Source organism: Rhizobium sp. Rhizsp42 (genome assembly GCF_047304155.1).
Taxonomy (GTDB): Bacteria; Pseudomonadota; Alphaproteobacteria; order Rhizobiales; family Rhizobiaceae; genus Rhizobium.
In genome coordinates, this window is record NZ_JBGLYS010000001.1 from 491,326 (window position 1) to 507,734 (window position 16,409).

The 16,409-nt window shown below is 62.3% G+C and carries 15 protein-coding genes; 6 read left to right on the plus strand and 9 right to left on the minus strand.

Annotated features, from left to right (window positions below):
- Window positions 1–53 precede the first annotated feature (53 nt).
- From ppx to ACCD05_RS02555, 4 genes are all read right to left on the minus strand, one after another.
- Window positions 54–1,577 (minus strand): exopolyphosphatase, encoded by a 1,524-nt coding sequence (gene ppx / locus ACCD05_RS02540; RefSeq protein ID WP_111561149.1) that lies wholly within the window; start codon window positions 1,575–1,577, stop codon window positions 54–56.
- A 12-nt stretch (window positions 1,578–1,589) separates the two neighbouring features.
- Window positions 1,590–3,794 (minus strand): RNA degradosome polyphosphate kinase, encoded by a 2,205-nt coding sequence (locus tag ACCD05_RS02545; RefSeq protein WP_413390959.1) that lies wholly within the window; start codon window positions 3,792–3,794, stop codon window positions 1,590–1,592.
- Between the two features lie 65 nt (window positions 3,795–3,859).
- Window positions 3,860–4,573, minus strand: a complete 714-nt coding sequence (gene hdaA, locus ACCD05_RS02550) for a DnaA regulatory inactivator HdaA (protein ID WP_413390961.1) — start codon at window positions 4,571–4,573, stop codon at window positions 3,860–3,862.
- Window positions 4,570–5,691, minus strand: a complete 1,122-nt coding sequence (locus tag ACCD05_RS02555; protein ID WP_413390963.1) for an AI-2E family transporter — start codon at window positions 5,689–5,691, stop codon at window positions 4,570–4,572. The genes hdaA and ACCD05_RS02555 overlap by 4 nt, the downstream gene beginning before the upstream one ends.
- A 245-nt stretch (window positions 5,692–5,936) precedes the next feature.
- Between ACCD05_RS02555 and purM the strand changes: the two genes are divergently transcribed.
- From purM to ACCD05_RS02570, 3 genes are read left to right on the plus strand one after another with little or no spacing between them, the layout of a single operon-like run.
- A complete protein-coding gene (purM, locus tag ACCD05_RS02560) occupies window positions 5,937–7,010 on the plus strand; it encodes a phosphoribosylformylglycinamidine cyclo-ligase (RefSeq protein ID WP_413390965.1) in 1,074 nt (357 codons plus the stop codon).
- Window positions 7,007–7,666: a phosphoribosylglycinamide formyltransferase gene (gene purN / locus ACCD05_RS02565; protein WP_413390967.1), complete on the plus strand. Its 660-nt coding sequence runs from the start codon at window positions 7,007–7,009 to the stop codon at window positions 7,664–7,666. The genes purM and purN overlap by 4 nt, the downstream gene beginning before the upstream one ends.
- A gap of 53 nt (window positions 7,667–7,719) precedes the next feature.
- Window positions 7,720–7,956, plus strand: a complete 237-nt coding sequence (locus ACCD05_RS02570; RefSeq protein ID WP_413390969.1) for a type II toxin-antitoxin system Phd/YefM family antitoxin — start codon at window positions 7,720–7,722, stop codon at window positions 7,954–7,956.
- A gap of 118 nt (window positions 7,957–8,074) precedes the next feature.
- Here ACCD05_RS02570 and ACCD05_RS02575 read toward each other — a convergent pair whose 3' ends face one another.
- The 3 genes from ACCD05_RS02575 to ACCD05_RS02585 all read right to left on the minus strand — a co-directional run bounded on the left by ACCD05_RS02575 (window position 8,075) and on the right by ACCD05_RS02585 (window position 12,115).
- The gene (locus ACCD05_RS02575; RefSeq protein ID WP_413390971.1) at window positions 8,075–9,238 is read right to left on the minus strand and encodes an alpha-D-ribose 1-methylphosphonate 5-triphosphate diphosphatase; all 1,164 of its coding nucleotides are present in this window, start codon (window positions 9,236–9,238) and stop codon (window positions 8,075–8,077) included.
- Window positions 9,239–9,314: 76 nt separating this feature from the next.
- On the minus strand, window positions 9,315–9,914 hold the full coding sequence (locus tag ACCD05_RS02580) for an NUDIX domain-containing protein (RefSeq protein ID WP_413390973.1): 600 nt from the start codon (window positions 9,912–9,914) through the stop codon (window positions 9,315–9,317).
- Entirely contained in the window at window positions 9,911–12,115 is a 2,205-nt protein-coding gene (locus tag ACCD05_RS02585) for a molybdopterin-dependent oxidoreductase (RefSeq protein WP_413390975.1), read from the minus strand. Before ACCD05_RS02585 ends, ACCD05_RS02580 begins: the two co-directional genes overlap by 4 nt.
- A 16-nt stretch (window positions 12,116–12,131) precedes the next feature.
- On the opposite strand from ACCD05_RS02585, the gene ACCD05_RS02590 reads away from it, so the two are divergent.
- Together ACCD05_RS02590 and ACCD05_RS02595 are read left to right on the plus strand one after the other, a co-directional pair.
- On the plus strand, window positions 12,132–13,004 hold the full coding sequence (locus ACCD05_RS02590) for a 23S rRNA (adenine(2030)-N(6))-methyltransferase RlmJ (protein ID WP_413390977.1): 873 nt from the start codon (window positions 12,132–12,134) through the stop codon (window positions 13,002–13,004).
- Between the two features lie 73 nt (window positions 13,005–13,077).
- Window positions 13,078–13,674 carry a glutathione S-transferase family protein gene (locus tag ACCD05_RS02595; protein ID WP_018898719.1) on the plus strand — a complete coding sequence of 199 codons (597 nt, stop codon included), beginning with the start codon at window positions 13,078–13,080 and terminating at the stop codon, window positions 13,672–13,674.
- On the opposite strand, the gene ACCD05_RS02600 is transcribed toward ACCD05_RS02595, so the two are convergent.
- Window positions 13,665–14,570 carry a LysR family transcriptional regulator gene (locus ACCD05_RS02600; protein WP_413390979.1) on the minus strand — a complete coding sequence of 302 codons (906 nt, stop codon included), beginning with the start codon at window positions 14,568–14,570 and terminating at the stop codon, window positions 13,665–13,667. The two genes, ACCD05_RS02595 and ACCD05_RS02600, sit on opposite strands and share 10 nt — an antisense overlap.
- A gap of 107 nt (window positions 14,571–14,677) precedes the next feature.
- Here ACCD05_RS02600 and ACCD05_RS02605 point away from each other — a divergent pair, with 107 nt between their 5' ends.
- Window positions 14,678–15,517 carry an oxidoreductase gene (locus ACCD05_RS02605; protein WP_413390983.1) on the plus strand — a complete coding sequence of 280 codons (840 nt, stop codon included), beginning with the start codon at window positions 14,678–14,680 and terminating at the stop codon, window positions 15,515–15,517.
- A gap of 76 nt (window positions 15,518–15,593) precedes the next feature.
- Here the strand turns inward: ACCD05_RS02605 and ACCD05_RS02610 are convergent, their stop codons facing one another.
- Entirely contained in the window at window positions 15,594–16,226 is a 633-nt protein-coding gene (locus ACCD05_RS02610) for an outer membrane protein (protein WP_113008486.1), read from the minus strand.
- Window positions 16,227–16,409 lie beyond the last annotated feature (183 nt).

Sequence of the window (16,409 nt, forward strand, 5' to 3'; positions counted from 1 at the left end):
CGTTCGAAAGAGCGGGGGCCGTTTTGTCTGGATGGAATTGAGCGGTGGCAGCGCTATTCGAAGCGGAAGGCCAGGCGCTTGTTGGTGAGCTTCGCAAGCTGCTGCAGGCGGCCATCGAGACGCTCGCCGGCGAAATCGCGATACTCCGAGGGCACGACGAATTCGAGGTCGAGATCGGGATCGTTGGACTTGCGGAAGGTCAGGTTGCGGACGATGCCGGGCATCGAGGCCGAGAACAGATAGACGACACGCAGCATGCCGCCGAGCAGCTTGGCACGCTCGACATATTGCGGCGTCGCGATTGTTGCCAGCGGGCTGGTCGCGCCGTCGTCGTGCAGGCCTTCGAAGCGATAGTAATTGGCAAGCGCGATGAAGGCTCGGCCGGGATGGCTGATGCCGACGAAGGACGTGTGAGCGATGATGTTCAGCGCCTGCAGGCCGCGATAATCGGGATGGGCGCGCCAGCTGATATCGGCGAGCAGGCAGGCGGCCTGGCGATAGCGAGCCTCCTCGGGCGTCTCCAAGATATCGAAGAACGGCATCATCCGGCCGGTCCATTCCGAGAGCTCGCGGGCATGCTCGGGCGAGCGGGCACGCAGGATCGCCAGTTCGCGAGCCGCTTCCAGCAGCGGATCGGCGCGGCGTTCGCTTTCGGAGAGAAGCGAATAGAGATAGCCCTCGCGCACACCCTGGCCGGAGAAGGAGATGACCGAGGGCTTCATGACGCTCAGCACTTCCTTCATCGCAATGGCGCCGAAGGGCAGCAATGCGCGGCGGTACTTCGAAACCGCCATCCAGGCGGGGTCCTTGGAATCCCTTGCTGCATCGACCTGGTCGAGAAACAGCATCATCTGTTCGAGCGAGATCTCGTAGCCCTGCATCATGTGCAGCGGATAGTTGGTCATCTCCATGTGCAGCTTGGCGATGTTTCGCCAGGTGCCGCCGACGGCGTAGAAGGTGCGCCCCTCGCCCTTGGCCAGAAGCTTGGAGATGGTCTTCACATGCTTGCGCGCGAAGGTGCGGGCCTTTTCCATCGAGCCGCCGGCATATTCCGACAGGCGCAGGCCGCCGAGCGGCAGCGTCACGCCCTGCCCGAGTTCCTTGCCCTTGATGTCGATCAGCTCCAGAGAGCCGCCGCCGAGGTCGCCGGCGATACCATCCGGCGTGTAGAAGCCGCTGACGATGCCGAGCGCGGAGAACTTGGCTTCTTCTTCGCCAGAGAGAACGCGCACCTTCCGCTGCAGGATGGTTTCGGCGCGATGAATGAAATCCGGGCCATTCGAGGCCTCGCGGGCAGCAGCCGTCGCCAGCACGTACATCGTGGCCGCACGTGCCTGATCGGACAGCGCCTTGAAGCGATGCAGAGCGGAAAGCGCACGTTCGACGCTGGCCTCGTCCATCTTGCCTGTGAGCGCTATGCCCTTACCGAGACCGCAGAGAACCTTTTCGTTGAAAAGGATCGTGGGCGATCTCGACAAGCCTTCATAGATGACCACACGGATCGAGTTCGACCCGATATCGACAACGGAGACCGGGGCAATCCCTGGAAGGCGCCCCTGGGCTTCTGATTCAACCATGCAGGTCCAGTTTTATCGTTTCGTGCGGCCGGAAAGAAGGCCGGCGATCAGCTTTGGCGCACTGGATTTCAACGCTTCACCACGGCCCGAAAGGCTGGGATTGGTCATGAAATACTGTTGCGCGTTGAACGGCTCCTCGCCCTTGCGCACCTCCATGCGCCTTGACGTCCCGTCGGCCAATATCTCGTAGCTTTGTTGATTGTCAATGAGGTTGCCCAGCATGATCTGTGACAAAACCTGCTCGTGCACGGTCGGATTGATCAGCGGAACCAGCGTTTCGACGCGACGATCGAGGTTTCTCGGCATCATGTCGGCTGAGCCGATATAGACCAGCGCCTTGTCCGACGGCAGGCCGTGACCATTGCCGAAGCAGAAGATGCGGCTATGCTCGAGGAAGCGACCGACGATCGACTTGACGCGGATGTTTTCCGACAGGCCGGGGACCTGCGGGCGCAGGCAGCAGATGCCGCGGATGACGAGATCGATCTCGACGCCGGCGTGGCTTGCCGTATAGAGCGCGTCGATGATTTCGGGATCGACGAGCGAGTTCATCTTCATCCAGATGGCCGCCGGCGCGCCGTTCTTGGCGTGCTTGATCTCTTCGTTGATGTGACGAAGGATGCGCGAGCGCAGCGTATAGGGCGAGACGGCGAGCTTCATGCTCTCTTCCGGCTCGCCATAGCCGGTGATGAAGTTGAAGATATTGGCCATGTCGTGGGCAATCACCGGATTGCAGGTGAAGAACGACAGGTCGGTATAGATCTTCGCGGTGATCGGATGATAGTTGCCGGTGCCGAGATGGCAGTAGCTGCGCAGCTTGCCCTCTTCGCGGCGTACGACCAGCGACATCTTCGAGTGGGTCTTCAATTCGATGAAGCCGAAGACGACCTGCACGCCGGCGCGTTCGAGGTCGCGCGCCCAGCGGATGTTGGCTTCCTCGTCGAAACGCGCCTTGAGCTCGACCAGCGCGGTGACCGACTTGCCGGATTCGGCCGCGTCGATCAGCGCGCGGACGATCGGGCTGTCGTTGGAGGTGCGGTAGAGCGTCTGCTTTATCGCCAGGACGTCAGGATCGCGCGCAGCCTGGAGCAGAAACTGGACCACCACGTCGAAGGACTCGTAGGGGTGGTGAACCACCATGTCCTTTTCGCGGATGGCGGCGAAGCAATCGCCGGCGTGTTCGCGGACGCGCTCGGGAAATCGCGCGTTGTAGGAGGGGAAGCGCAGGTCGTCACGCGGTGCCTTGGTGATCTCGGACAGCGTGTTCAGCGCCAGCAAGCCCGGCAGAACGGCAACGCGGTTATCGGGCACGTTGGTCGCTTGGACCACGAACTGGCGCAGCGAGGCCGGCATTTCGGAATCGGTTTCGAGGCGGATGACCGAACCGCGGCGGCGGCGCTTCAGCGCGGTTTCGAAGAAGCGGACGAGATCTTCGGCTTCTTCTTCGACTTCGATATCGCTGTCGCGGATGATGCGGAACGTACCGGAACCCTGCACCTCATAGCCCGGGTAGAGCCGGTAGATGAAGATATTGGCGACGTCCTCGAGCGTGATGTAGCGGATCGTGTTGCCGTCATCGGGCAGGCGCACGAAACGATCGAGCGCCGGCGGCAGGCGCAGCAGCGCCGTCATCGGCTCGCGGCCATTCTTGCTGACCAGTTGCAGGCCGATCGAGAAGCCGAGATTGGGGATGAAGGGGAACGGGTGCGCCGGGTCGATCGAGAGCGGCGTCAGCACCGGGAAGATCGCCTGCTCGAACTCTGTGGCGAGCCAGTTGCGATCGCTCTCGCTGAGCGCGCCAGGGCGGACGATCAGGATGTCTTCCTTGGCGAGATATTGCTGCAGCACGGCCAGCGAGGCCTGCTGCTCCATCTGCAGATTGTCGATTTCCTGCAGGATGGATTCGAGCTGCTCGGCCGGCGTCTTGCCATCGGGCGTGCGCACAACGATGTTCTGGCGCACTTGGCCTTCGAGACCGGCAACGCGCACCATGAAGAATTCATCGAGGTTGGCAGCCGAGATCGACAGGAAGCGAACGCGCTCGAGCAGCGGATGCTCGGTGTTCAGCGTTTCCTCAAGAACGCGCCGATTGAACTGCAGCCAGGAAAATTCGCGATTGATGAAGCGCTCGGGGCTGGAGAGCAGTTCTTCAAGCGGAGGAACGTTCGCCTTGGCTTCGGGAGCCGTTTCCTGGTTTCCCGCGACTGCACTGTCCATCGTTCGACGTCCCCTCATGATTGCGCCAAGCCGAATATATCAGTTTCACGACGGAACTGTGACAGTCAATCAGCCGGATCGGAATTGCCCAATTCATTCAACACTTCAGCGGCGAGCGCGCGTGTGATCTTGGTGCCGCGGGAGAGGGCCAGCCGATCCAGCCGCTCGACGATCGTCTGCGCGGCGTTCAGCGATCGCTCCATCCTGACGACAATATAGAGCACCAGTTTGTCATCTATATAAAGCTGGCGATCGGCAAACAGCTTGACGATGACCTGCGACAGCAATTCCTCGTCCGGCTCGCCGATCTCGACGACGGTCGCGGCCTTCAGGCGGGAGCGCAGATCGGCCAGCTCGACCGGCCAGGACATTGGCCAGAGGCGGCTGGTCATCAGCAGGCTGTGGCCGTTTTCGCGCACGCTGTTGATGACATGAAACAGTTCGGTGTCGTCGAAGCCGAGGCGATCGACATCTTCAAACAAGACCGGGCCGTTGGCCGCATCGACGGCGGCGCTGGCGCCGGCCTTCGGGTGGATGAGCTTGGCGCCGCTGTGATCCCTCCAGATATTGGCGAGGTGCGACTTGCCCGATCCGACCGGGCCGGCAAGGATGACGACGGGCGACGGCCAGTTCGGCCAGGCATCGACGATCTCGACAGCCGCCGCCAATCGCTCGGAGATCAGGAGATCGTCACGACCGGTCGCGGCATCATGAGAAAAGGCCAAGGGGAGCTGCTCCACGGGCTTGCGCCTTGAGTCAGCGTTTTTCACGTCAGTCATTTCGGGCCAGCTTTTGTCTTCCGTACCGGGGTGGCCTTCGCCTCGCCCGCATACAGGTCACTCTCAAGATACCGTGAAAGCGCAAAGCGAACAAGGACGCCGACAGCCGCCGCCGCCGGCACCGCGACCAGAAGCCCCACGAAACCGAAGAGCGCGCCGAAGGCAAACAGCGCAAACATCAGCCAGACCGGATGCAGGCCAACGCTGTGGCCGACGAGCTTCGGCTGCAGGATGTTGCCTTCCATGAACTGGCCGCTGAAGAAGACCGCGAGAACCGCGCCGACCCAGATATAGTTAGGCCAGAACTGCACGAGCGCCACGCCGACTGCAGCGATCAAGCCGACCGTGGAGCCGACATACGGAATGAAGCTGATCATGCCGGCGAAGAGGCCGATCAGCAGGCCGAAGTTCAGCCCGACCAGCGACAGGCCGACCGCATACCAGATGCCGAGGATGAGGCAGAGAGACCCCTGCCCGCGAATGAAGCCGGCGATCGCCTGGTCGATCTCGCGCATGATCTGGTGGACGTTGGCGACATAATCGCGGGGAACGTACTTGTCGATATTGGCGACCATCCGGTCCCAATCCAGCAGCATGTAGAAGGCGACCACTGGTGTCACGACCATCAGCGAGATCACGTTGACGACAGCAAGGCCGGAGCTCCAGACCTGGCTGAACAGCCCGGTGAGCAGGCCGAAGCCCTGCGACAGGATTTCTGAGAAATTGTTCTTGATGGTGCCGAGCTGGTTCTTGATCCAATCCGGCAGCATCGAGTTCTGCTGCTTGGCGATGAAGGTCTGCAGCTGATCGATATAACCCGGCAGACGGCCGGCGAAATCGGCGAACTGACTGGCGAGGATCGGGATCAGGATCATCAGCGCCAGCACGATCAGGATAACGAAGGCGATCAGGATGACGATGGTCGCCATCAGACGGCTGAGGCCGAGCCTCTCCAGTCGGTCGGCGACCGGGTCGAGGAAATAGGCGATCGCCATACCGGCCAGGAACGGCAGCAGGATGGAGCTGAACACCAAGAGGAAGGCGATGAAGGCGGCGAGCACGAACAGCCAGAAGATAACCTGGCGCTTCAGACCGGCGCCGCTAACCTGGTGTGGCATCATGTTCTCCGCTGATCGAACGTCGGTATTTGCCGCATCGCAGCGATACGGCCTGCGAGCCACATAGGATGCACCCGCGAGAATGGTCAACCCCAGCGTCCAATTTCCCAGAAGCTCCGTTCAAAAGAGCGGGAAATTGGGGCTTTTGCCACGCAACGCCTTGCATAAAGGCCCCTGTCATGCAATTGCGACCCGCATGTGACGCGGGGATATTTCCCGCCCGACGACAGCCATCGGAGAGCAGTATGAGCCAGTCCGGAAAAAACGGTCTCACCTATAGCGATGCAGGCGTGGATATCGACGCTGGCAACCTTCTCGTCGAAAAGATCAAGCCCGCTGTACGCTCGACCCGCCGCCCCGGCGCGGACGGCGAAATCGGCGGCTTCGGCGGCCTGTTCGATCTCAAGGCCGCAGGCTTCACCGATCCGGTTCTGGTTGCCGCCAATGACGGCGTCGGCACCAAGCTGAAGATCGCGATCGACGCCGATTATCATGACACCGTCGGCATCGACCTCGTCGCCATGTGCGTCAACGATCTTGTGGTCCAGGGCGCCGAGCCGCTGTTCTTCCTCGACTACTTCGCGACCGGCAAGCTCGATCCGGACCAGGGCGCGGCGATCGTCGAAGGCATTGCCGCCGGCTGCCGCGACGCGGGCTGCGCGCTGATCGGCGGCGAGACCGCCGAGATGCCGGGCATGTACTCCTCCGGCGACTACGATCTGGCCGGCTTTGCCGTGGGTGCGGCCGAGCGCGGCAAGCTGCTGCCTTCGGGCGATATCGGCGAAGGCGACGTCATCCTCGGCCTCGCCTCCTCAGGCGTTCACTCCAACGGGTTCTCGCTGGTGCGCAAGATCGTCGGCCTTTCCGGCCTCGCCTGGGATGCGCCGGCACCGTTCGCAGACGGCAAGACGCTTGGTGAAGCGCTGCTGACGCCGACCCGCATCTATGTGAAGCAGCTCTTGAGCGTCATCCGCGAGACCAGCGCAATCAAGGCGCTGGCGCACATCACCGGCGGCGGCTTCCCCGAGAATATTCCGCGCGTTCTGCCGAAGCACCTTGCCGCCGAGATCGATCTCACCGCCGTCAAGGTTCCGGCCGTGTTCTCCTGGCTGTCGAAGACCGGTGGCGTGGAAGCAAACGAGATGCTGCGCACCTTCAACTGCGGCATCGGCATGATCGCCGTCGTCTCCGCCGAGAATGCCGACACCGTCATTTCGGCGCTGGAAGCCCAGGGCGAAAGCGTCGTGCGGCTCGGCCGGATGATCGCGCGCGCTGAAGGCGCTCACGGCACGCTCTACAAGGGCACGCTCGCCATATGACGTCTCCGCGCAAACGCGTCGTCGTCTTCATCTCCGGCGGCGGCTCCAACATGATGGCGCTGGTCGCCGCCGCGAAGGCTCCGGACTTCCCGGCCGAAATCGTCGGCGTGATCTCCGACAAGCCGGATGCTGGTGGACTTGCCAAGGCGGCCGCCGAGGGCATCGCGACCTTCGCCTTCGCGCGCAAGGACTACGCCAGCAAGGAAGCGCACGAGGAGGCGATCTTCGCAGCGCTGGACGCGCTGTCGCCCGACGTTCTCTGCCTCGCGGGCTACATGCGCCTGCTGAGCGGCACGTTCATCCAGCGCTACGAGGGGAAGATGATCAACATCCACCCTTCCCTGCTGCCGCTATTCCCCGGCCTGCACACGCACCAGCGCGCCATCGACGCCGGCATGCGGATCGCCGGCTGCACCGTGCATTTCGTCACCGAGGGCATGGATGAAGGCCCGGTCATCGGCCAGGCGGCGGTGCCTGTACTCTCCGACGACACCGCTGATGCGCTGGCAGCACGTGTGCTAACGGTCGAGCATCAGATCTATCCGCAGGCGCTGAAGCTGTTTGCCGAGGGCAAGGTGCGGATGGAAGGTGGCAAGGCTGTCAGGACTGCCGGTGCGTCCGACACTACCGCAACCGGTGCCGTGATCTCCGCCTGATTGACCGGCGGGATGATGCAGATCATCATGTGCGTGGCCCACGGAGCGACGCCATGACTGTTACCGTCAATATCGATGAAGCGAGCCTTCCCGAACTTCTTGCCAAGGTCGAAGCCGGCGAGGAGGTCGTTATCCTGCGCGATGGTTTACCGGTGGCGAGGTTGGCCCCTGTCGTGGCGGATCACGAGAAGCGCAGGCAAGTGGTCGAGGCAATCCTTGCCTTCCGGAAAACCATCCCTAGCATCACACAGGAAGAAATTGCGGAGTGGAAGGCGACCGGTCGGCTATGACGCGGCTTACCTATCATCGGCAATTCTAACGAAGCTGCCGCTCGCCACTTTGGACAAGCAACTGATCGAGGCAGCAGCACGCGAAGACGTACCGCTGCTCGCTTGATCGTATCAACCCTTACGCCGCAATCGCCCGCGGCTGGTGCAGCGTGCCGTCGCTGTAGACGAAGCGGCCGCCGCGGAAGGTGGCGCGGATGCGGTGGATGTCGCCGGCTTCGACGACAACCAGATCGGCACGCTGGCCGATGGCGATTTCGCCGCGGTCGGTGAGACCGGCGGAGCGGGCGGCGTTTTTCGTTGCCATGGCGACGGCGGTCGGCAGGTTGGTGGCCTCGGCGATCTTGAAGATGCCGGGAACGAAGGCAGCCGGGTGATAGTCGGCGGCGATGACGGAGAGGACGCCGGCGCGGGCGGCATCGAGCGCGCTGAGATTACCCGACATCGACTGGCCGCGCAGCGCGTTCGGCGCACCCATCAGCGTCCAGAGGCCACGGCGGCGTGCCTCTTCGGCGGCCGGCAGCGTTACCGGGAATTCGCTGATCGTGACGCCCATCTCGTGCATCTCAGCCACCTTCTCGGCGCTGTCGTCGTCATGCGAGGCGAGCGACAGCTTGTGGCGTAGCGACAAGTCGACGATGTGGCGAAGCCTGGTCTCGATCTCCGGATTGTCACGCATGGCGATGCGCTTGGCCACCATCTCGGCTGCCATTTCCTCGGAGATGGCACGGCGTTCGGCCATGCTTAGAATATAGCTCTGGATGTCGTTATACTGGCCCTGCCCCGGTGTGTGATCGGTCAGCGACACCATGTCGACATGGCCGGCATCCAGCAGCTTTTCGAGCGCAGGCGCCGCGCCGACATTGGTGATCTCATAGCGCGCGTGAACGCGGTGATCGATCAGGAGGCTGTCCTTGAAGCGGCTCACGCCCTCGATGACGGCGCAGGTGGTTTCCAGCGAGCGGACATGGCCGTAGACGCTTTCGGTAGCGAAGGAGACGGCGGCATAGGCGGTCGTCACGCCGTGAGCCGCGAGCTTCTTGTCGAGCTCGTGGATGGAGAAGCCGATCGGCATCATGGCGTTGGGGCGCGGCGCGATCTCGCGCTCGATCATGTCGCCGTGAAGATCGACGAACCCCGGCATCAGCAGGCGGCCTTCGCCATCGATTGCGGCATTGGCGACCGTATCCGGGCGTATCTCGGCGATAACGCCATCCTCGATGCGCAGCGAGCCGTTGTTCACGACCTCATCCGGCAGAACGATCGTGAAATTGCTGAGCCACATCGGCTTACTCCTCATATCAGGCAATTATGACAGGCTGGAGCCGATAGCCCCGATTCATGACATGCGAATGAACGTCTCAGGGCTTATTCAAGGCAGCCCTGTTCAGGGCCGCCCATTGCAGCAGAATGATCGTCTTGAAGTCGATTATCTCGCCGGTGGCGATCATCTTCATCGCTTCTTCCAGCGGGATTTCGACGACTTCGATGTCCTCATGCTCCTCGGCCAACCCGCCGCCTTCGGAGACGCGGTCTTCGGTGTCGATCGAGGCCGCGAAGAAGTGGACGAGCTCGGCGTTGGCGCCGGGGGAGCTGTAGGCCTTGAACAAGAAGCGGACATCGCGGACGCGGAAGCCAGTCTCCTCGATGGCTTCGCGGCGGATGGCGGCTTCCGGCTCATCGCCGTCGAGCAGGCCGGCGGGCGTCTCCAGTATCCAGGCCGGCTCGCCGTGGAGATAGACGGGCATACGGAACTGGCGGACGAGAACGACGGTGTCGCGCTTTGGGTCATGCAGCAGGATCGTGGCGGCGGGAGTGCGGTGGTAGATCTCGCGGTGGATGCGGTGCGTTTCGCCGTCGGAGTTGGTGTAATCGACCTCGTAGGTGCTGAGCCGCGTCCAGCCATCCGAGAGCGTCCGTTCCTGGATGATCTCGGCCTTCGCCTTTTCAAATTTCGTCATGCCGCATCCTTGCGAAGCCAAACCTTGTTGTCGTGGACGGCAGCGCCGCCATAGGGCGCGACGGGGTCTGCGCCGGTCAGAACGTTGATACCTTCGCCATCCACATGCGCCTTGTTCGGCCACAGGCCCTCGGCGATCAGTACGCCCGGCTTGACCTCTGTCGTCAGCTTGGCGTGCAGGCGCACCTCGCCTCTGACGTTGCCGACCTGGACGAGATCGCCGTGGGCGATGTCTTGGGCTTCCGCATCAACGGGATTGATCATCAGTTCCGGCCGCCCCTCCTTCTGACGCGAGGTCTTGGTCTCGGCGAAGCTGGAGTTCAGAAAGTTGCGGGCGGGCGATGTGGCGAGGCGGAACGGGTGCTCGGCATCGGCCACTTCGATCACGTCGACCTGATCCGGGAACGCCGGCAGCTCCGGATAAGGTCCGAGCAGGCCGACGGCCTCCGGCGGGCGGTTCGGCGCCGGCTGGTTGCGCCAGTCGGGGCGGAAATGGAAGCGGCCGTCGGCGTGGGCGAAGCCGTTGAGGAAATGGGCGTCATCGAAATCCGGCTGGCGATCGAACCACTTGTGCTCGAGGAAATGATCATAGCCGGGCAGTTCGCTCGATTGGAGAACGCGGTCGATCATCTCGCGCGCCGTGAAGCCGAAGCCCGGCCGGTCGGAGACGCCGAGGCGCTTGGCGAGTTCCTCGATGACGAAGAGATTGGTGCGTACCGTCTCCGGCGGCTCGACCAGTTTCGGGCCAAGCAGGATGTGGTTCTGGCCGCCGGCGCGGTAGATGTCGTCATGCTCGACGAACATGGTGGCGGGGATGACGATATCGGCCATCTCGGCGGTATCGGTCATGAACTGCTCGTGGACGGCGACGAAAAGATCGTTGCGGGCGAAACCGCGCTTCACCAGCCGCTGCTCGGGCGCGATATTAACAGGGTTGGTGTTCTGGATCAGCATGGCGGTGACGGGGCCGCGATGGCGCAGCGCCACGGCATCGCCCGTCAAGGCGCGGCCGATCTGCGACTGGTCGATCATGCGGATATCGGCATCCTTCATCGACTTGCCGGTCAGTTCCGCATTGTTCATGCGGAAGATGTCGCTGTTCGAATGGAAGGCGCCGCCGCCTTCATATTGCCAGGAGCCGAGAACGGTGGCGACCGAGGCCGCCGCATGCATGGCGACCGCGCCGTTGCGCTGGCGGGTGAAGCCGTAGCCGAGACGGAAGAAGGTCTTCTTGGTGGTGCCGACGAGCCTGCCGAAGGCCTCGATTTCCTCGACCGAAAGCCCGGTGATGGCGGCGGCCCATTCGGGCGTCCTGGTCTTCAGATGCGCTTCGAGGCCGGCGGGATCGTCGGCGTATTTCGCCATGTAGGCGCGGTCGGCATAGCCGTCGCGGAAGGCGATGTGCATGGCGGCGCAGGCAAGCGCTGCATCGGTGCCCGGCTTGAGGATGAGCGCCAGGTCGGCCTGCTTCATCGTCGGGCTGTCGTAGATATCGATCACGACGATCCTGGCGCCGCGTTCCTTGCGCGCCTTGATCGCGTGGGTCATGACGTTGACCTGCGTGGCGACCGCGTTGGTGCCCCAGATGACCACGCAATCAGTGCGTGCCATTTCGCGCGGATCCGGGCCTCTCAAGACTCCTGTCGCCATGGTGAAGCCGGTCCAAGCCGGGTTGGTGCAGATCGACGAGAAGAAGCCGGAATAGCGCTTTGCGTGGCGCAGGCGGTCGATGCTGTCGCGCTGTACCCAACCCATGGTGCCGGCATAGTAATAGGGCCAGATCGCCTCGCTGCCATCCTTTGCCTCGGCCTTGACGAAGGCTTCGGCGATCTCATCCAGCGCGTCGTCCCAGGAGATCTGCTGCCACTCCCCCGCCCCCTTGGCGCCCTTGCGGCGCAGCGGGTGCATCAGGCGGTCGGGATGATAGAGACGCTCGGCATATCGGGCAACCTTGGCGCAGATGACGCCAGAGGTGTAGCTGTGGTCGTTTGCCCCACGCACGCGGCCGATCCTGCCATCGTCGGTGACCTCCACCTCCAGCGCGCAGGTGGAGGGACAGTCGTGCGGACAGGCAGTGTGGCCGATCCGGACTGAGGACTTCGGGGATTTGGCTTCGATGGGGGTCGCAATGTTCATGGAGTTTCTATATTCCAACCGGAAACCGGCCAAAAGCCGGAAACGACGTCCCCCACGCGAATTCATGTAGGCATCAGCGAAAATGAACTACCGCCACATCTACCATGCGGGCAATTTTGCCGATGTCCTGAAGCACGCGGTCCTCGCGCGTCTCGTCCGCTACATGCAGAAGAAGGATGCGGGCTTCCGCGTGCTTGATACGCATGCCGGCATCGGGCTCTACGATCTCTCCTCGGAAGAGGCGCAGAAAACAGGCGAATGGCGCGACGGGATCGGCAAGATCATGGAAGCCGAGCTTTCGCCGCAGGTGGCCGAACTGCTCGAGCCCTATCTGAGCGCGATCCGCGAGCTCAATCCTGACGGCGGCATGCGTTACTATCCCGGCTCGCCGAAGCTGTCGCGCATGCTCTTCCGGCCGCAGGACCGGCTGTCGGCGATGGAGTTGCATCCAGAGGATTTCCAGCGGTTGCATCGCCTGTTCGAGGGCGACCATCATGCCCGCATCACCGAACTCGACGGCTGGCTGTCGCTCGGCGCACATCTGCCGCCGAAGGAGAAGCGCGGCATCGTGCTTGTCGATCCACCCTTCGAGGAAGGCGGCGAATACGAGCGGCTGGTCGATGGTCTCGCCAAGGCCTATCGCCGCTTTCCCGGCGGCACCTATTGCCTGTGGTATCCGATCAAGAAGGGTGCGCCGATCAAGGAATTCCACGAGGCGCTGCAGGCGCTGGATATTCCGAAGACACTCTGCGCCGAACTCACCGTGCGCAGCGACCGCGGGATGGTGACCGGACTGACCGGCTCGGGGCTGATCATCGTCAACCCGCCTTACACACTGAAGGACGAGCTGCACCAGCTGCTGCCGGCGCTGAAAGATCATATGGCGCAGGACCGCTATGCCTCGCACCGGGCGTTCTGGCTGCGCGGTGAAAACAAGGCCGTGAAAGAGGATTGACCGACTCTTTCCCGCGCGAAATAGTCCGGCCACATTCCAAGTCCGTTGCCAGGCATTTTGAAAGAGACCGACGATGAAGATCCTTTGCGCGCCCGCCTCCCCCTATTCCAGCAAGGTCAGGATGGCCGCGCGCTATCTCGAACTCGACGCGACCGAGATCCGCGTCGACACCAATGCCGGGCCGGCGATCCTCGTCGATAACAATCCTCTGGGCAAGATCCCGACCGTGCTGACGGATGACGGTGTGTCTGTCTTCGACAGCGTCGCGATCATGCACTATTTCGGCCGCCTCAAGGGCAAGCAGCTCTATCCGTCGAAGAACGGCAAGCGGACGGAAGCAGAGGTGCTGGAAGCGCTTTGCGACGGCATCTGCGACTGCCTGCTCGCCATCGTCTACGAGCGCCGCTTCCGCGACGAGGAGAAGATCCACCAGCCTTGGATCGACCGGCAGTGGAAGAAGGTCGTGAGCGGCCTCAATCACCTGAGCGTCCACCTGCCAAAGATCGGCAAGAAGCTGCATGGCGGCCATTTCGCGCTGGCGGCAACGCTTGGCTATCTCGACCTGCGCTTTCATGGCCAGTGGGAAGCCGAGCACTCCGAGCTGATCGGCTGGCTCCGGACCTTCGAGAAGAAGTTCCCTGCCTATGCGGAACTCAAGCCTCAGGGCTGAGCGCGATCGCGCTCCGCTTTCACGAAATCGATGAAGGCGCGCAAAGCCGTCGGCAGCTGCCGGCGGCTCGGATAATAGAGGAAGAAGCCTGGATAATAGGGGCACCAATCCTCAAGCACCCGCACCAATTTGCCAATCTCGATCTCGTCACGCACCTGATCCTCGAACAGGTAGCCCAGCCCGTCGCCCTGCAACACGGCGTCGCGCATGATGTCCTGATCGCCTAGCGTGAGCGCGCCCCGCACCTCGATTTCCAACTCGATGCCGCCGCGTTCGAATTCCCAATGATAGAAGGCGCCGCCGGCAAAGCGGAACCGGACGCAGACGTGGTCTTTCAGATCATGCGGCGTCTGCGGCCTGCCCCTGCCCTCGAAGTAACCCGGCGTACCGACGACGGCGAAGCTGTGGCGCGGACCGATGGGGACCGCGATCATATCCGCCGCGATGCTTTCGCCGAAGCGTATGCCCGCATCGAAGCCTGAGGAGACCATGTCGATAAGGGCATCATCGATGACGATATCGACCTCGACGGATGGATGAGCTTTCAGGAAACGCGAGACGATCGGCAGCAGCACCAGCTTGGCTGCAGCGCGCGGCGCGTTGATGCGCAGCTTGCCGTAGGGCTGGCCGCGGAAAGTGTCGAGATCATCCAGCGCGGCGTCGATATCGAGAAAGGCCGGCCGAATGCGATCGAAAAGCCGCTCGCCTGCCTCCGTCAGAGCCACGCCACGGGTGGTGCGGTTGACGAGGCGGACTTCCAGCCGCTCCTCGATCGCTCTCAGCGCATGGCTCAGCGCCGAGGGCGTAACGGCGAGCTCGACGGCGGCCTTGCGAAAGCTTCGGTGACTGGCGATGGCGAGAAAAATGGCGAGATCGGTCGAGCGCACACGCTTCATTGATGAGTATTTCTCACTAGCTCATGGAGTATAAGGTAAATTCTCTCACCTATGTGCATAGGCTAGTTTCGGGGTGTCAGCAAATCACAACCCGAAAGGAAAAGGTCATGCGTGTTTGGTTCATCACTGGTGCGTCGCGCGGTTTCGGCGCCCTTATCACCCAGGAAGCTCTCAATGCCGGTGACGCGGTCGTCGCCACGGCGCGCAACCCGAAAGGTCTGCAGGAGAAATTCCAGAATCATTCGAATCTGTTGACGGTCGCGCTTGATGTGACGGATGAAGCCTCGGCGCACGCCGCCGCCGAGCAGGCCGTCAAGCGCTTCGGCCGGATCGATATCCTGCTCAACAATGCCGGCTTCGGCCTGCTGGGTGCCGTCGAAGAGGCGACCAACGACGAGATCGAGAAGCTCTACGCGGCCAATGTCTTCGGCCTGCTGAAGGTGACGCGCGCGGTGCTGCCGCATATGCGCCGCCAGCGTTCCGGCCATATCCTCAACATCTCGTCGATCGGCGGCTATGTCTCGCATGCCGGCTGGGGCGTCTATTGCTCGACCAAGTTCGCGGTCGAAGGATTGACGGAGGCGCTTGCCGCCGAGGTCGCGCCGCTCGGCATCAAGGCGACGGTCGTCGAGCCCGGCTTCTTCCGCACCGACTTCCTCGACGAAACCTCGCTGTCGGTCAGCCCAAGCTCGATCGCCGACTACGCCGAGACACCTGTGGGAGCGATGCGCGATTTTGCCGCCATCCATAACCACCAGCAGCCAGGCGACCCTGCCCGCTTCGCCAAGGCGATGATCACGCTGGCGCATTCCGACAATCCGCCGCTGCGCATGCCCTTCGGCAGCGACACGGTGGCTGCGATCGAGAAGAAGAACGCAAGCGTTGCCGAGGAACTGGCCGCATGGCGGGAACTCGCGGTGTCGACGGACTTCCCCAAGGGGGAATGACGGCCCCCCAACAAACGAAACGCAACAAAAAAGCCGGAGCGATGCTCCGGCTTTTTTCATTTCCCTGATCGGCTGATCAGAACTTCATGCCGATACCGACCTTGACGCTGTGCTCGTCATAGCCGCGCGAGATGTTCGCGCCGCCGACGTTGAAGTCGTTCTTCTGGTAGTCGGTGTAGCGGTATTCGATACGAGCCGTGATGTTGTTGGTCACCATGGCTTCGGCACCGGCGCCGACCGTGTAGCCCAGAGCGCTGTCGCTGTCAGAACCAGCGGCGTTGCTGAACTTGTTCTTGGTGGCGGCCAGACCAGCCGTACCATAGAGCAGGAAGGGGTTCAGGTCGTAACCGATACGGCCGCGGATCGAGCCGTTGACTTCGTTCTTGGCAGTGCCGCCGTCGACAGCGCCGTCAGCGCCGGAGTAGCCGATGTCACCTTCGACACCGTATACGATCTGGCCCTGCTGCCAGTTGTAGCCGCTGTAGATCTGACCGCCGAAAGCGCGCGCGTTGTAGTCGTGAGCGAAGCCGCCCATGTTGTAGGTGCCGGCGCCACCGAGGTAGAAGCCCTGCCAGTTGCCGGTCGGTGCAACATCGTTCTGGGCGACCGGAGCTTCCGGGATCTGATCAATGGCATCAGCCGCGTAAGCAGCGGAAAAGCCACCAAGGGCAACGGTCGAAACCAACAGGCTAGCAATAAACGTACGCATACTCATCTCCTTATCGAACCCGCGCCCTTCATCAACTGTGTTAACGTGAAGCATTCGCGAGCAATTACGCATGTCCCTTTCGGATCGAGAGGGAAATTGATGCGCAAATGAGGATTTGGAAGAGCCAAAATGTGATTTGATTGTGGCTTAGCGGTGGCTGAAATTCGATGTTGCTTTATCGCA

What these genes read in the sequence shown, in the direction of transcription:
- ppx (WP_111561149.1), bottom strand. Translation starts at nt 1,577, where the DNA reads ATGGTTGAATCAGAAGCCCAGGGGCGCCTTCCAGGGATTGCCCCGGTC.
- ACCD05_RS02545 (WP_413390959.1), bottom strand. Translation starts at nt 3,794, where the DNA reads ATGGACAGTGCAGTCGCGGGAAACCAGGAAACGGCTCCCGAAGCCAAG.
- hdaA (WP_413390961.1), bottom strand. Translation starts at nt 4,573, where the DNA reads ATGACTGACGTGAAAAACGCTGACTCAAGGCGCAAGCCCGTGGAGCAG.
- ACCD05_RS02555 (WP_413390963.1), bottom strand. Translation starts at nt 5,691, where the DNA reads ATGCCACACCAGGTTAGCGGCGCCGGTCTGAAGCGCCAGGTTATCTTC.
- purM (WP_413390965.1), top strand. Translation starts at nt 5,937, where the DNA reads ATGAGCCAGTCCGGAAAAAACGGTCTCACCTATAGCGATGCAGGCGTG.
- purN (WP_413390967.1), top strand. Translation starts at nt 7,007, where the DNA reads ATGACGTCTCCGCGCAAACGCGTCGTCGTCTTCATCTCCGGCGGCGGC.
- ACCD05_RS02570 (WP_413390969.1), top strand. Translation starts at nt 7,720, where the DNA reads ATGACTGTTACCGTCAATATCGATGAAGCGAGCCTTCCCGAACTTCTT.
- ACCD05_RS02575 (WP_413390971.1), bottom strand. Translation starts at nt 9,238, where the DNA reads ATGTGGCTCAGCAATTTCACGATCGTTCTGCCGGATGAGGTCGTGAAC.
- ACCD05_RS02580 (WP_413390973.1), bottom strand. Translation starts at nt 9,914, where the DNA reads ATGACGAAATTTGAAAAGGCGAAGGCCGAGATCATCCAGGAACGGACG.
- ACCD05_RS02585 (WP_413390975.1), bottom strand. Translation starts at nt 12,115, where the DNA reads ATGAATTCGCGTGGGGGACGTCGTTTCCGGCTTTTGGCCGGTTTCCGG.
- ACCD05_RS02590 (WP_413390977.1), top strand. Translation starts at nt 12,132, where the DNA reads ATGAACTACCGCCACATCTACCATGCGGGCAATTTTGCCGATGTCCTG.
- ACCD05_RS02595 (WP_018898719.1), top strand. Translation starts at nt 13,078, where the DNA reads ATGAAGATCCTTTGCGCGCCCGCCTCCCCCTATTCCAGCAAGGTCAGG.
- ACCD05_RS02600 (WP_413390979.1), bottom strand. Translation starts at nt 14,570, where the DNA reads ATGAAGCGTGTGCGCTCGACCGATCTCGCCATTTTTCTCGCCATCGCC.
- ACCD05_RS02605 (WP_413390983.1), top strand. Translation starts at nt 14,678, where the DNA reads ATGCGTGTTTGGTTCATCACTGGTGCGTCGCGCGGTTTCGGCGCCCTT.
- ACCD05_RS02610 (WP_113008486.1), bottom strand. Translation starts at nt 16,226, where the DNA reads ATGCGTACGTTTATTGCTAGCCTGTTGGTTTCGACCGTTGCCCTTGGT.